The organism is Bradyrhizobium vignae (assembly GCF_004114425.1).
In the GTDB taxonomy this organism is placed as follows: domain Bacteria; phylum Pseudomonadota; class Alphaproteobacteria; order Rhizobiales; family Xanthobacteraceae; genus Bradyrhizobium; species Bradyrhizobium vignae.
In genome coordinates this window covers 1-12,572 of record NZ_RDQF01000015.1, presented here as the reverse complement: position 1 = coordinate 12,572, position 12,572 = coordinate 1, and the positions used below count along the sequence as shown (strand labels likewise).

Genomic DNA, 12,572 nt, shown 5'->3' with positions numbered 1-12,572 from the left:
TCCAATTCAATACAACGCCTAAGACGGTCGCCAAGTGAGGGCGGCCGAACATGAGCAAGGAAGCGAAGAAGGGCGATACTTCCGACGAGGACGACGCCAAGATCAGGAAGGTGGAGCGCAAGGCGACCACCATGTACTTTCAGCCTTCGATCTTCGATGACTTCAAGAGGCGCGTCGTCGGCGAACCCGGCCACGGTTATCAGCTAGTGGAAGAGATGGTCAGAGGCTACCTGGCCATCCGCCCGGACGTCGTGGTCGCCCTTTGGAAGGTCCCCGAAACAAAGAAGAAGGGCCTGTACAGAGCAGTCGAGCAAGCGTTGGCCGATGAACTGGAGAAGCTCAAGCTCTTGTGACGGAAAGACGGCCGCCGGTGACGTGCCGAGACGCCGAAGCCAGCACGCTTGTCTATTTGCGCGCCGAGCGCCTCGACTTTGTGCGGATAGCGTCAGCCTTCTCATTGTGCTGTTGCCGGGCAGCGTCGAGCGCGCGTCGCGCTCTGTCGATCTTCAGTTGCTGTCGTTCGCGCGCTTTCTGCCGTGACCAACATCATGCAATGCCATCCCGGCTTCACACTTGCCGAGCGCCGAAATTCCTATCGGACGTCGCTGGCCATTTTCCGGCGCTGCGTCGCTGATCTCTCGCTGCGATCCGCGCTTTCACCGAAGAAGCCTTGAGGAAGACACGACGCTCTTTGGCGTTCACGGCGAGCGGCTGCAAGAATTCGAGATAAAAGTGCAGAAGGAGTTGTTCGCGACGACGGACACCGCGCACTCGCTCATCGATCACGCCTTGCGTGTCAACGAGCTGGCCGAGATTGCTGGCTACAATGCACGCGTGAGCAACATCTTTGGGGCTGATGGACTGCAAATGTTCATCAAGGCGCTCCGCAATCTTCTCCGTCATGTTCATTCGGTCGAAGCCGGATGAAATCTCAGGCGCGACACCATCCAAGGTCAATCGAGCGCGAGTTTCATCATTGATCGCGACCAGCTGCTCGAGATCTGCTCGCGCCATACGAAGTTCCGGTCGAAATCCCTGATCGAATATATTGAGGCACTCCCTCCCAGGGTTCAGACTAGGGTACCTCGTCGCCCCCGTGCCGCTTGTATCCCGGCTTCAGCACGCAGCCGCGCTGCAGCCGGTCAACCAGTCGCTGCTCGATCAGGCGGTGCTCTGCGAGTTCATTGCGGAAGGTCACTTCGCCCGCCACCTCGCGCGCATGAAAAGGGTCTATGCGGCGCGCCGGCTGGCCTTGCAACGGGCGCTCGACCGGGTCTTCGCGTCTGTGGCAAGTGCCGAGAACTTCGGCATGCATCTGCTCCTTCGGCTGCGCGTCCCGTGCGATGACGTTTCTCTCGCTTCGACGGCTCGCACCCATGGGATGGCCGTGAACGCGCGCTCGCCGATGGGACTTGGCGTGAAGACCGGTCCGGGCTGTTGCTTGGCTACACCAACGTTCTTCCGGAAGACGCACCAGCTGCCGCGCTGCGACTGCGGCAAGTGCTTCGCCTGTAGCCGCCGCGGTGCTGCGAGCGCCGATCTTGGTCTGGTTGAACATGCTAATCTTGGTCATGGGTCGTCTCGCCGCGGGCTCCTAAGCTGGCGAGGCTCTGGTCCCGGCAAGCCCCCGTCCCATCAGACCAGGAAAGACACTTGAATGGCATGGCGGCTACACAAAGGGAGGCTACAGACATGACGAGATCGATGACCCATCTGCTGGTCCTGGCAGTTCTGGCAAGCGCCAGCGCTACGAACGCCGCTGACGTCGCCGTCACGCGCGCCGCGATCGATCGCGGGCTCGACTCTCAGTACGCGCACATCGAGGCCCTCTACAAGGACATCCACAGCCATCCCGAGCTGGGCTTCCAGGAAACGCACACGGCCGCCTTGTTGGCGGGCGAGATGCGCAAGCTGGGCTTCGACGTCACGGAGCATGTGGGCAAGACCGGCATCGTGGCGATACTGAAGAACGGTCCGGGCCCCTTGGTCATGCTGCGCACCGAGCTCGACGCGCTGCCGATGCTCGAGAAGACCGGTTTGCCGTACGCCAGCACGGCCACGCAAATGTACAAGGGCGCCGAATCGCCGGTGGCGCATTCATGCGGTCACGACATCCACATGGCGGTGTGGGCCGCGGTCGCCAAGACCATGGTCGATATGAAGGACCAGTGGAGCGGTACGCTGATGTTCGTGGGCCAACCAGCGGCAGAAGGCGATGGCGGCGCCAAGGCCATGCTGGCCGACGGTCTGTTCACGCGCTTCGGCAAGCCGGACATGGGCTTCGCCTTGCATGTAAACTCCGGTCCGTTCGGCACGGTCTCCTACAAGCCCGGCGTCATCAATTCGACGTCAGATGGGCTGACGATCGTCTTCAAGGGCACGGGTGGTCACGGCTCGCGCCCGCACGTGACGATCGATCCGGTGATGATGGCCGCGCATTTCATCGTCGATGTGCAGAGCGTGATCAGCCGCGAGAAGGATGCTTCGAAGTTCGGAGTCGTCACGATCGGCGCGGTGCAGGCAGGCAATGCCGGCAACGTGATCCCCGACACCGCGCTGCTGCGCGGCACGATCCGCTCGTGGGACAACGACACCCGCGCCAAGATGCTCACGGGCGTCGAGCGCACGGCCAAGGGGGTCGCCATGATGGCCGGCGCCCCCGAGCCCGACATCAAGATCTCGGCAGGCGGCAAGGCCGTGGTCAACGATGCCACTCTCAGCGCGCGCGAAGGCGCGGTCCTGAAGACTGCGTTCGGCGACAAGGCGCGACTCTTGCCCGAGCCCCACTCGGCGAGCGAGGATTATTCCGAGTTCGTGGTGGCGGGCGTGCCCTCGTTCTATATCTCGCTCGGCGGCCTCGATCCGCAGTTTCTCGCCAAGGCGGCCGAGACGCACACGCCCGTGCCAATCAACCTCTCGCCGGAATTCGCGCCGGTGCCGGAGCCCTCGATCCGCACTGGGACGACGGCCATGAGTCTCATGCTGCTGGATGTCCTGCAGAAGAAGTAGTTAGACCAGGAGATCGATCATCGCCGCGTAGAGGCGGTCGAGGTTGGCCTCGTCGGAGAGAGCGAGCCCCTCACCGCGCAGGCATTCGGCCCGAGGCAACGAGCCCGGGTATGGTGAAATCGCCGTCCTTGATCCATTGCGATAGCCAGACCGCATGGTCTCCCGAAACCGCCTCCGGTTTGTGAGTGCCCATCTGGCCTGGCTCAACGCTGCCGGTCTCCTCGACCGGTGCATCCAACCGATTGCCGTGCTGATCGCGATGCCAAACTGTTTGGCGGCCTGATTGCGGGACATCCCGCCCTCAATCGCGGCCACGACACCCTTGCGAAGATCCATAAGGTTTGCCCATCCATGCTGGCCTCCGCCCAGCCACGATGGTGAACCAGAAAACAGGCTGATTTGCGAATCCCAAATCGATTCAACCTAACCCGCTGCGGAAACCTTGGTTGATCTGACCGCACAAGTTCGGCAGCGCGTTATTGTCTTCGGTGGCCCGCGCGACCGGTCAGTCGCCCGGCAGGCGCTTTGCCAAGCACGGTTGAGCTGCTGCCCAACCTGGCGCAGCCACCGCCGTTGGGTGTGAGTCTGTTGCATGATGGATTCGACCGAGAGTTTTTCAATGAGATACTCATAGGAACCAGATCAGAATTGTGGCCGATCTATATATGTGTGCGTGTCGGTTACGGCGCCGGTTGATTGGCGTGCAGATCGTCGAAGCGCCCGAAGTGATACAGCAGCGCAGAACAGATCCAGCTCAGGACGAAGATCGCGACAACGAGATAACCGAGATTATCCATACGAGCGTTCAAGCTGCGGATAATGCTCCAAGCGCCGCTGTCCAGCCCGAGCTTTTCGCTTATCAGTCCAAGGACTTCGAGACCGCCGATGAAGATCGCGACGATAACAGATACCATCGTTAAGGTCAGATTGTACCAAAGCTTGCGGATCGGCTTCACAAACGCCCAGCCGTAGGCGCTTGTCATTAGGACACTATCGGCCGTATCCATCAGCGTCATTCCCGCGGTGAAAAGCAGAGGGAACAGAAGTATCGTCCAGAACGACGTGCCCTGCGCGGCTTGGGTCGCAGATATTCCGAATAGACCGATCTCGGTCGCGGTGTCGAAGCCAAGGCCGAACATGAATCCTACGGGAAACATGTGCCAAGCGCGCGTCACTATATTGAACAGGGGGCGAAACAGCCGGTTGAGTGGGCCTTGCGCCGCTGTCAGCGGCTCGAACTGCTCGCTGGCGACGCTCTCACCGCGATTCACGCGCATAAAGGTCGCCCATATCGATTTTAGTATGCAGTAGTTGGCCAGGCCAATCGCCAGCAGGAAGAAGGCAGACACCAGTGTCCGGATCAGGTTGAAGTCTCCGATGGCGCTGACATCCAGCGATACGGCGGTTCCGGAAATCGCGATCGAAGCCAATAATACGATGCTTGAGTGGCCGAGCGCAAAGTAAAGGCCTACCAACGTGGATGGCCGTTGATCCTGCATCAATTTGCGCACGACGTTGTCGATCGCCGCGATGTGGTCGGGGTCGAATGCGTGGCGCAGGCCGAAGACATAGGCGAGCAGCGCTGTGCCAAGCAGTTCGGGACGGCCTGCAAGAGCCTGCAAAGTCCATATCCAAATCGCAACGTTAGCAGCGATCAAGAGAGAAAATGTCGTCAGTATTCTTGCTCCGGGTTGAGCATATTGCGAATTTACCATCGCGTCTGAACCACTCCCGTGACGTTGATATGGCTTGCCGTTCCTCCATCGCTCAGGCCTTCATCAAAGTTGGTCGAGCGGTGTGTTCCTCGGGGCGTTCAATGCTGTGCCGATATTCTGCGGGCAGAGCCTGAAAGGCGCGAATAAACGCGCGCCGCATGTTTGCTGGGTTACCGAACCCGACCTGATGGGCGATTTGCTGAATCGACAGCGGTGTTGTTTCCAGCAGGATGCGGGCGGCCTCGACACGGATGTTTTCGACAAAACGGGCGGGCGTGGTCATCATTTCGTCCGTGAACGCGCGACTGAAGTTTCTTGAGCTCATGGCTGCGCGTTTGGCGAGTGCCTCGACCGACAAATCGGCGGTAAGATTATCCAGCGCCCAGTCCATCACCTGGCTGATCTGCGTGTTTTGGATTGACTGCGCTTTCAGGAATTCACTGACTTGGGGCAGAGTGCCGGGACGCCTCAGGAAAACGAACAGCATGCGGGCGACATCAAGAAAGGTTGCGCGGCCACAGTCGTTCTCGATGAGGTAGAGGCACAGGTCGATTCCCGCCATTCCACCGACCGCAGTGTAGTAAGCGCCGTCGCGGACGAAGAGCCTGTCCGCCTCCACCAGAGCGTGCGGGTACATCTTCGCAAACTGCTTGGCGTGGTCATGACGCGTTGCGACGCGCCGCCCGTTGAGGAGGCCAGCTGATGCCAAGGTGAACGTTCCGGTGCAGGTTGCGCAAATGCGCCGGATTGACGATGCGTTTCGGCTCAACCAGTTCAATAGGAGGTGGTCGCCCTCAAATGGTTGAAATTCTCGGGTGCCAGCGATTAGGATCGTGTCGTAGACCGCTTCGAGGTTCGGTCTGATAATCTTGTCCGGAAGCGTGCGTATGCCGGACGAGCCAATGATCGGGCCGGGCTGCAGGCCGATGAGGTCGACTTGGTAGCGGATCGACGACGCGGTGGATTTGTTGGCTTCATGGAACGCATCGTTTGGTCCCATGAAATCGATCGCGTTCGATCCATTGATAACGATAATGCCGACCCGGTGAGTTGGCTTGGGTTGGTCAGTGTGTTCGTGTGGCGAGTCATAAGGTGATGTGTCGACGTTCGCCATCAGTAGATGCCTCGGCTTTCGACGTTCGCGGCCTGCTGCGGCCATGACGATCCGTTGCCCGCAGTCGGCTTCGGTGCCGACCGACAGGCTCGCCTGTCATTGATCCAACAAAGCGTCCAGCGTTGTAATTATAGAAGGCGACTGAGGAAGGCAGCGGCCAAAGTTACGTCGGCATCGGCCATTTCGAGAGCCGGCCTGTACTTAATCTGTAATCGTTGAAGATTTCGATCGCAAAAAGAAGGGCGTCACCACGCGTCTGCAGCAATGCTGCGGCAGGTCGCGATGACGCATGCTGACGGTCGACATCCGTCGGCAGACGCTCCATCAGTTACGAACGGCTGGGGTGTGTATGGCGTTGCGGGGCGTGATTCGTACCTGCCCAGGCACTTCGAAAACGAAGCCGGTATTCCCCCGGACCTACGCCGAGGTTCCGGACGAATGCTCTCCGCATGCCGTCGGCATTGCCAAAGCCACAGCGTGCGGCGATCTGCTGGAGCGATTTTCCGCCATCTTCGAGAAGCAGGCGCGCGGCATCCAGTCTTGCTGCGTCCACGAACTCCGTAGGCGTCATGTTCATTTCCTGGCGAAACACGCGTGCGAAATTCCTCACGCTCATACCCGCCTGTTCGGCCAAGCTATCGACCGAGAGCGGCATTGCGAGATTATCAAGGACGTATTGCTGCACTTGTTGAATCTTGGTCTTGCCAGACATCTGTGCGGCAAGGTGAGCGCTAAACTGCGATTGGCCGCCCGGGCGTTTCAGGAACATCACCATGTAGCGCGCGACGATGAGTGCCAAGTCTCGACCATAATCTTCTTCGACGAGCGCGAGTGCCAAGTCCATGCCCGCGGTGACGCCGGCGGTCGTGCAGAGGTTGCCGTCCCTGATGAAGATCTGGTCCGAATCGATATTGAGATCGGGATACTCGTTCCGCAGGCGGGTTGCACATTCCCAATGCGTCGTTACACGTTTTCCGTCGAGCAAGCCAGCTGCTGCGAGCAGGAAGACTCCGGTACAAACGGATCCGAGTCGGCGGACCGTACTAGCGCGCCGACGCAGCCATTGCACAATGGCAGGGTCAATCGTCTCGAACGACGGATCGCCGCCGACCAGAAGCGTGTCGATCGGTTCATCCGCTTGAAAGATATGTCGGTCAGCCAGGAAGCGCAGGCCGCCCGTGCCAAGAACGGGATCGGCCGAGCCCGCTATGACTTGCACGGTGTAAGCGCCGGGGTCTCCCAGCCGCCGCGCCGCTTCCCAGAACACTTCGGCTGGGCCGACAATGTCGAGCGACTGAACACCTGGCGGGGCGAGTAGGGCGATGCGCATCAATGATCCTCAATGGGCCCAAAATTCATGCAATTGTCGTTCCGACCAGTCACCTCGGGTGCGTCAATTTCGGCCAAACTTGCGCGGTATTCGGACTCTTGCACGGTCGCGGCCCAACTCCGCGGATCTGACGCGTCGCGTTGTTCCGATCGGTGACGCATTATTCAATGGAGCTTGGGGATATCAATCCTGCGCCGAGGGAAGGCGCGGGTCGACCTGTGAGTTCCACAATTCGCTGCTTCTCTTCCGATGGCGTCGACCTACACCGGCCAGGTCTAAGGACGCTGGCGGGAATCCTGTCGACGAATGGAATCGAACAAGTCTAGAAAGAGGCGTCGTTTGGGTGGCCGATGATGCCAGACCGCTGCACCATCCGTTCTAGTACGGTGAGCCAGATCTCATAGTAGTCCCAGCTCGGGTCGCTGGTTTCGTGGACGGCTTCCCACGCGACGATGCTTGCTATCATCTCCGACCGGAAGTCATCCCATTCGAATACGCCTTGTTTTGAGAGACCTAGCGCCATGCCGAATGCCTGGCGCTGCCATGGGGCGCCGAAGCGGAGGCTACCATTGTCCTTTGGCGGCATGTCGGGTTTCCCCAACATGCTTCCCAAAGCGAAATGCTCGAAATTCGTCTGCATCTTGAACTCTCAACGGGCCGGCGGTTTGACCATGCTGACACCCATCATCGACTCCGGGGTGACGAGAGCCGCCAACTGCTCCTCGGTGAAGCCGTCGGTGCCGGCAGGCCGCTCGGGAACGACGAACCAGCGGATTTGTGCGCTGCTGTCCCAGGTCTTGATCTCCTTGCCGGGATCAATATCCAGGCCGAATTCGCTCAGCACCTTCCGCGGTTCGCGCGCAGCACGTGCGCGAAATGAGGGGTCCTTGTACCAATAAGGCGGCAAGCCCAAAACCGGCCAAGGATAGCATGAGCAGAGAGTGCAAATGATCAGATTGTGCACCTCCGGCGTGTTGATTGCCGCGCGCATATGCTCGCCTTCCGCGCCGGCGCCCTTGGTGACGAAGTTCATCTTCTCGACAGCAGCCATCGTGTTCTCGGCCAAGAGCATCTTGAACGCCGGATCGACCCAGGCCCTTGCGACGAGCTTGGCTCCATTAAAGGGGCCCATTTCGGTTGCAAAGATCGACATGATTTTGTCGACGGTTTCGCTTGTGATCACACCCTTCTCGATCAGAAGGGATTCGAGTGCGCGCGCACGCGCGGCATTCGCCGTCTCACGGTCCGTGGGATATTCAAAGCGTTGCATTGTGGCCCTCCTCAGGATGCGGTCGCAGGCTCGAGGTAAGCCTCGAAGATATCTGCGTAGAAAGTGAAGTGCTTCTCGGTGTTACCGGGCCACAGGGCCTCCGGATCGAACCTGACGCAGTACACCGGCATCGCCTCGCCAATGCCGTCGGGGCCGGTGTCGCAAAGATATGTGTAGGCGTCGGGATAAATGCTATCGATGACGCCGTGCTTGTTGCGGAGATGGCCCGGCACGCGGGTATGATCGACAGAGTTTGGATTGGCGACCCGAACGACGTCGCCCGACGCGAATCGCGGCGGAGTAGACCGATCCCGCTTCGGATCATCGCCGACCAGCAGATATGTCCGCACGCGAGCGTCCACCGCAGCATCGCCGCCCTTTGGCATTGCCGGCGGCGAGGTCAGGAAATCCTTGGTGCGCGCGTCCAGCTCCTCCTGGGTGATGTAGCCATTGGCCACGAAGTACGCGGAGATGCCGCCTAGCCATTTTTCGTAGTATCGAAATTTGAAATAATCGAACGGGTTCATCGATTCGGCGCCCTTGCGGAGATCCGCCCAGGTCCAGACCGTGCCGAAAGTGCTCGGCGTTGCGGCGAGATTGAGCTGGGGGCTCAACGCCATCATGGCGGTGTGGATACCAAAAATCCTCTCCTCCCAGGCCTCCACGAACACGCGCGTTTCGAGTGATATCGGATCGAGCCCTTCAAGGCCGCCGAGATAGTGCTGCAATTTCATAAGCGGTTTCCCCTCGCTTGATTAGGCCGTAGCCCGGCGCGTGGCCAGAACGTCGGCGAACTTCTCGGAAACGAAGCCGAACGCGGCTCCGACCAGTATGGAAAATGCTGCAGTCAACGCCGGGTTAGTGATACTCGCATCCGTGATCGGACTTCCCGTAGCGGCGACCGTTCCGACGGTCGAGGCAAAGCCGAAGACGATGGCGGGCGGAAATCCCAATGCCCGATGGGAGGAGGCGAGAATCATCGCGCCACTGCCCAGACCGACGCTCACTGCGGCAAACGCGGCCGACCCCGGAGCCGCCGCAATGGCGAGCAGGCAAAAGCTGGATATGATGACCCCAATCCAGTTCGACGCGACCGATTTGACAAAGCCCGCCGACGTGCCGCCGCAAGCGAAGAACGAAGCCCAGGCGATGAATGTCACCCAGACCGGAATGGGCAGGACGGTTGCAGTCAAGTAGGTGTCCACGCCACCGAGCACGGCGATGCTTATCGTTAGGGCGAGCAGGGGCGTCATCGCCATTTTCTCCCGTTGAAATTGGATTGGCGGGTCGCTAAGCGACCAGACTTGTGCCGGGTCGAGCCAAATCGGCGATGCCGCTGCGAATTTGAACAGCATCGAGCCCTCTTCCGATGAAGACGATCGCGCTGAATCGAGGCTCGTTCGCCGCCCAAGGCCGGCCCGGTCTACCCTCAAGCGTCATATGGACACCGTGAAACACCCAGCGCCGCGCTTCCCCTTTCAGCCAAAGAATGCCCTTCGAGCGCAGTAGCGTTTCGCCGTTCTGTTGAACAAAGGCGTTTAGCCACCGGAAGAAGCGCGGGCCGTCCAGCGGGCGATCCTCACGAACCTCAACGCTGACGACGGAGAGATCGTGCTCGTGCTCGAATTCGGAGAGCAGCAACGGTTCGATGGCCAGGCAGTTCTTCAAGTCGAAGGCCTTGACATCGATGATTGAGCCGATGTCGACGCGGCCGTTGATGGCCGAAACGATGCGCGCCATCGGATTGATGCCTCGAACAGTTGCTTCGCGTGCGGCAAAAGCGGAAGCGTCAACCAGATCACGCTTGCTGATCACCACGACGTCGGCGAACGCGATTTGCTCCGCGGCAACGTTTTCGCCCGAGCTCTGGTCGGCGAGCCAATGGTCGATATGGACAGCATCGATTACGGTGACGACCGCATCGAGCGTAGTGGCGTCCGACAGGGTTTCGTCGACGATGAAGCTTTGAATGACGGCTGCGGGATCGGCAAGCCCGGTCGTCTCGATGAGGATCCGACGGATCGTTTTCTCGCCGGAGAGCAAATTGGTGATCGTTGAAACGAGGTCCTTCCGGACGGTGCAGCAGATGCAACCGTTGTTGATCTGCAGGATCTCTTCGTCGACGCCGACGACCAATTCAGCATCGATACTGATCGATCCAAACTCGTTCACGATGACGGCGGAATCCGCCAATAGATCGCTTTCGAGCAGTTGGTTGAGCAGAGTTGTTTTCCCCGATCCCAGAAAGCCGGTTAGAACCGTGACTGGAATTTTCCGCGATGATGTTGTTGGCATAGCTCGCTCTCCCTACGTTGGCAGGACGCTAGGTTTGGCGTTGGCGAGTCACAACAGTCCCTGACGCGAGAATTCGGCCAAACAGGTTCAAAGCAATGCAGCATGCCGGGAGTTGCTCAATTCCGCTTCAGATGATGCCTAAAGAAGTGGCGCGATATCACCCCTAGTCATCGCGCGAACCGTAGCTCGGAACGTGGGTCGAAGGACGGATTTCGCGTTAAGAAGACGGTGCCGAAAGCTCGAGCCGCTCGGCGTCGGATTCAAAAGGGAAAATCGTCGGTTAGAATCGCAAGCTGGGTGACCAGGCTTCTGCCATCGTAGCAACAATTGCGTCTGCTTGACGTCGGACATGCACACCCGGACCACCATCATGCTCAGCGGTCTCCCTCTCCTGGAGGTAGAGCGAACTGAAACAAGGCGCCCCGGGGGTCATTCGCGCTCGCCCAAAAACGTCCGCCGTGTGCTTCGACCATCGAACGACAGATCGACAGCCCAGCCAGATGCTTTGGTTGTGTAGAAGGCCTCAAAAATGCGTTCGAGTGTTGCCGGCGTAAATCCAGGACCCGAATCTCGGACGGCCACAAGCACGTCATCCGACTCTGTTTTGGCCGTGGTGATCTGCAATTCTCGGGCACCATCGCTGACGCCACTCATGGCTTCGATGGCGTTTATGATGAGATTCAGCACGACTTGCTGAGTTGAACACGATCGCCACGAATGAGAGGCAGGCCTTCGGGCAGATGCGCGCTCACGGACACGCCATTCTTGGTCGCCTCGCTGCGGGTGAGTTCGATCACTTCGCGGATCGGGCCGTTGATCTCCAGCAAGTCCTGCCGGGGGGCACTTTCTTAATGATATCCCGGATCCGTCCAACGACCTCGCCGGCTCGCGCGGCATTCCTGACGACCTGGGTGAGCAACTCCCGCACCTCTCCAAGATCTGGCGGCTCGCGTCCGAGCCAGCGCAAGGCTGCCTGCGCACGGATGACCGCAGCCGTGATCGGCTCGTTTACCTCGTGGGCGATTGACCCTGTGATCTGGCCCATCGTCACCACGCGATTTGCATGCGCCAGTTCCGCCTGCACTTGCCGGTACCTGCGTTCACTTTCGCTCGCTGCAAAGGGGTCGCCCACCTCTTTCCGTCAGTTCGCGAGTCGGCGATGGTCCGCTCGAGTGATCCGACGACGGTGATCCGAAACTTTCTCCGGGGCGCCCGCAGTGCAAGCACGCAAGCCGAGCCGACAGCGCCGGGTATGCCGCCGTATGGCCGGCAACTCGATGATCGCCAGATCGCAGCGGTGCTCAACTACGTGAGAAATAGCTGGGGAGCTGCTTCTCCTGCCGTTGAGGTGAAGGATGTCACCCGAGTTCGGTCAGAGACGGCATCTCGCGCCGACTGAGATTCGGCCGGACCGGCACGATGCAAGCGCCTTCCTCGGCAGCGACGAGGCCGACCGCAATCTGAAGCTCGCGCGCTTCATGTGCGATCCGGGGTTCGAGTCCGCGATCGTGGAAGAGTGCGATGATGTCCGGCCCGGAGACATGGGTAACGAAACGTACCTAAGAGATGGGTGACAACCTCGTGCCGATCGGGTTGTCGCGGGGTTTCAAAGTCATCTGCTCCAAGTTCGCTTCAAATTGAGATGGCCTGCAATCTGCTGCATTTCAGCGTGACGCATTCATGGCACGGCTATTTTTGCTCGGCTCGCGCTATCGCCGTCAACCCCGCGCGTGCCGCGCCCCTTCGGGCTTCGGGGGTTGACCGCGACAGCGGAGCCAAGCAAGTGGCCTTCCATGCCAAGAATGCACAAGAGCGCGTCTCCGTCAGGGCGCCGTGGTC

Annotated in this window: 17 protein-coding genes and 1 pseudogene; 4 read left to right on the top strand and 14 right to left on the bottom strand. The window is 59.8% G+C overall.

All coding sequences use genetic code 11. The annotated features are described in order from the left end of the window. Positions 1-50 precede the first annotated feature (50 nt). The gene (locus EAV90_RS14985) at positions 51-353 is read left to right on the top strand and encodes a hypothetical protein (protein ID WP_129143819.1); all 303 of its coding nucleotides are present in this window, start codon (positions 51-53) and stop codon (positions 351-353) included. A 214-nt stretch (positions 354-567) separates the two neighbouring features. Here EAV90_RS14985 and EAV90_RS14980 read toward each other — a convergent pair whose 3' ends face one another. Both EAV90_RS14980 and EAV90_RS14975 read right to left on the bottom strand, forming a co-directional pair. Then, the gene (locus tag EAV90_RS14980) at positions 568-1,014 is read right to left on the bottom strand and encodes a hypothetical protein (protein WP_129143818.1); all 447 of its coding nucleotides are present in this window, start codon (positions 1,012-1,014) and stop codon (positions 568-570) included. A 61-nt stretch (positions 1,015-1,075) separates the two neighbouring features. Continuing rightward, positions 1,076-1,558 carry a hypothetical protein gene (locus EAV90_RS14975; protein ID WP_129143817.1) on the bottom strand — a complete coding sequence of 161 codons (483 nt, stop codon included), beginning with the start codon at positions 1,556-1,558 and terminating at the stop codon, positions 1,076-1,078. A 134-nt stretch (positions 1,559-1,692) separates the two neighbouring features. On the opposite strand from EAV90_RS14975, the gene EAV90_RS14970 reads away from it, so the two are divergent. Then, on the top strand, positions 1,693-3,009 hold the full coding sequence (locus EAV90_RS14970) for an amidohydrolase (protein ID WP_129143816.1): 1,317 nt from the start codon (positions 1,693-1,695) through the stop codon (positions 3,007-3,009). Here EAV90_RS14970 and EAV90_RS40570 read toward each other — a convergent pair whose 3' ends face one another. From EAV90_RS40570 to EAV90_RS40560, 12 genes and pseudogenes are all read right to left on the bottom strand, one after another. After that, positions 3,010-3,165 (bottom strand): hypothetical protein, encoded by a 156-nt coding sequence (locus EAV90_RS40570; RefSeq protein ID WP_245509521.1) that lies wholly within the window; start codon positions 3,163-3,165, stop codon positions 3,010-3,012. 24 nt (positions 3,166-3,189) lie between these two features. After that, positions 3,190-3,345, bottom strand: a pseudogene (locus tag EAV90_RS41700) (IS630 transposase-related protein); the annotation flags it as partial. Between the two features lie 344 nt (positions 3,346-3,689). Further along, positions 3,690-4,724, bottom strand: coding sequence for a HoxN/HupN/NixA family nickel/cobalt transporter (locus tag EAV90_RS14960; RefSeq protein ID WP_129143814.1), 1,035 nt, complete (start codon positions 4,722-4,724; stop codon positions 3,690-3,692). A 52-nt stretch (positions 4,725-4,776) separates the two neighbouring features. Then, positions 4,777-5,838 carry a GlxA family transcriptional regulator gene (locus EAV90_RS14955; protein ID WP_164936948.1) on the bottom strand — a complete coding sequence of 354 codons (1,062 nt, stop codon included), beginning with the start codon at positions 5,836-5,838 and terminating at the stop codon, positions 4,777-4,779. Between the two features lie 328 nt (positions 5,839-6,166). Further along, positions 6,167-7,168, bottom strand: a complete 1,002-nt coding sequence (locus EAV90_RS14950; RefSeq protein WP_129143812.1) for a GlxA family transcriptional regulator — start codon at positions 7,166-7,168, stop codon at positions 6,167-6,169. Positions 7,169-7,490: 322 nt separating this feature from the next. Then, positions 7,491-7,808, bottom strand: a complete 318-nt coding sequence (locus EAV90_RS14945; protein WP_129143811.1) for a nitrile hydratase accessory protein — start codon at positions 7,806-7,808, stop codon at positions 7,491-7,493. A gap of 9 nt (positions 7,809-7,817) precedes the next feature. Then, on the bottom strand, positions 7,818-8,438 hold the full coding sequence (gene nthA, locus EAV90_RS14940) for a nitrile hydratase subunit alpha (protein ID WP_129143810.1): 621 nt from the start codon (positions 8,436-8,438) through the stop codon (positions 7,818-7,820). 11 nt (positions 8,439-8,449) lie between these two features. Beyond that, entirely contained in the window at positions 8,450-9,172 is a 723-nt protein-coding gene (gene nthB, locus EAV90_RS14935; protein WP_129143809.1) for a nitrile hydratase subunit beta, read from the bottom strand. Between the two features lie 21 nt (positions 9,173-9,193). Continuing rightward, positions 9,194-9,793 (bottom strand): DUF1097 domain-containing protein, encoded by a 600-nt coding sequence (locus EAV90_RS14930; RefSeq protein ID WP_347338802.1) that lies wholly within the window; start codon positions 9,791-9,793, stop codon positions 9,194-9,196. Continuing rightward, complete coding sequence (locus EAV90_RS14925; protein ID WP_129143808.1) at positions 9,729-10,733, bottom strand: CobW family GTP-binding protein; 1,005 nt, start codon at positions 10,731-10,733, stop codon at positions 9,729-9,731. The genes EAV90_RS14930 and EAV90_RS14925 overlap by 65 nt, the downstream gene beginning before the upstream one ends. A 429-nt stretch (positions 10,734-11,162) precedes the next feature. Beyond that, positions 11,163-11,420 carry an ATP-binding protein gene (locus EAV90_RS40565; protein ID WP_245509520.1) on the bottom strand — a complete coding sequence of 86 codons (258 nt, stop codon included), beginning with the start codon at positions 11,418-11,420 and terminating at the stop codon, positions 11,163-11,165. Next, a complete protein-coding gene (locus EAV90_RS40560; RefSeq protein ID WP_244608067.1) occupies positions 11,414-11,560 on the bottom strand; it encodes a hypothetical protein in 147 nt (48 codons plus the stop codon). Before EAV90_RS40560 ends, EAV90_RS40565 begins: the two co-directional genes overlap by 7 nt. Positions 11,561-12,088: 528 nt before the next feature. Between EAV90_RS40560 and EAV90_RS40140 the strand changes: the two genes are divergently transcribed. Continuing rightward, on the top strand, positions 12,089-12,307 hold the full coding sequence (locus EAV90_RS40140; protein ID WP_208738497.1) for a hypothetical protein: 219 nt from the start codon (positions 12,089-12,091) through the stop codon (positions 12,305-12,307). Between the two features lie 68 nt (positions 12,308-12,375). Further along, positions 12,376-12,572: hypothetical protein (locus EAV90_RS40135; protein ID WP_208738496.1), on the top strand; the 197-nt coding region annotated here is incomplete at its 3' end.

Excerpts from the sequence above, each read along its gene's own strand:
- EAV90_RS14945 (WP_129143811.1), bottom strand. The coding sequence starts at position 7,808 with ATGCAGACGAATTTCGAGCATTTCGCTTTGGGAAGCATGTTGGGGAAA.
- EAV90_RS14970 (WP_129143816.1), top strand. The coding sequence starts at position 1,693 with ATGACGAGATCGATGACCCATCTGCTGGTCCTGGCAGTTCTGGCAAGC.
- EAV90_RS40570 (WP_245509521.1), bottom strand. The coding sequence starts at position 3,165 with ATGCGGTCTGGCTATCGCAATGGATCAAGGACGGCGATTTCACCATAC.
- EAV90_RS14975 (WP_129143817.1), bottom strand. The coding sequence starts at position 1,558 with ATGTTCAACCAGACCAAGATCGGCGCTCGCAGCACCGCGGCGGCTACA.
- EAV90_RS14960 (WP_129143814.1), bottom strand. The coding sequence starts at position 4,724 with ATGGTAAATTCGCAATATGCTCAACCCGGAGCAAGAATACTGACGACA.
- EAV90_RS14980 (WP_129143818.1), bottom strand. The coding sequence starts at position 1,014 with ATGGCGCGAGCAGATCTCGAGCAGCTGGTCGCGATCAATGATGAAACT.
- EAV90_RS14930 (WP_347338802.1), bottom strand. The coding sequence starts at position 9,793 with ATGCTGTTCAAATTCGCAGCGGCATCGCCGATTTGGCTCGACCCGGCA.
- EAV90_RS14985 (WP_129143819.1), top strand. The coding sequence starts at position 51 with ATGAGCAAGGAAGCGAAGAAGGGCGATACTTCCGACGAGGACGACGCC.
- nthA (WP_129143810.1), bottom strand. The coding sequence starts at position 8,438 with ATGCAACGCTTTGAATATCCCACGGACCGTGAGACGGCGAATGCCGCG.
- EAV90_RS14955 (WP_164936948.1), bottom strand. The coding sequence starts at position 5,838 with ATGGCGAACGTCGACACATCACCTTATGACTCGCCACACGAACACACT.
- EAV90_RS14925 (WP_129143808.1), bottom strand. The coding sequence starts at position 10,733 with ATGCCAACAACATCATCGCGGAAAATTCCAGTCACGGTTCTAACCGGC.
- EAV90_RS40140 (WP_208738497.1), top strand. The coding sequence starts at position 12,089 with ATGTCACCCGAGTTCGGTCAGAGACGGCATCTCGCGCCGACTGAGATT.
- nthB (WP_129143809.1), bottom strand. The coding sequence starts at position 9,172 with ATGAAATTGCAGCACTATCTCGGCGGCCTTGAAGGGCTCGATCCGATA.
- EAV90_RS14950 (WP_129143812.1), bottom strand. The coding sequence starts at position 7,168 with ATGCGCATCGCCCTACTCGCCCCGCCAGGTGTTCAGTCGCTCGACATT.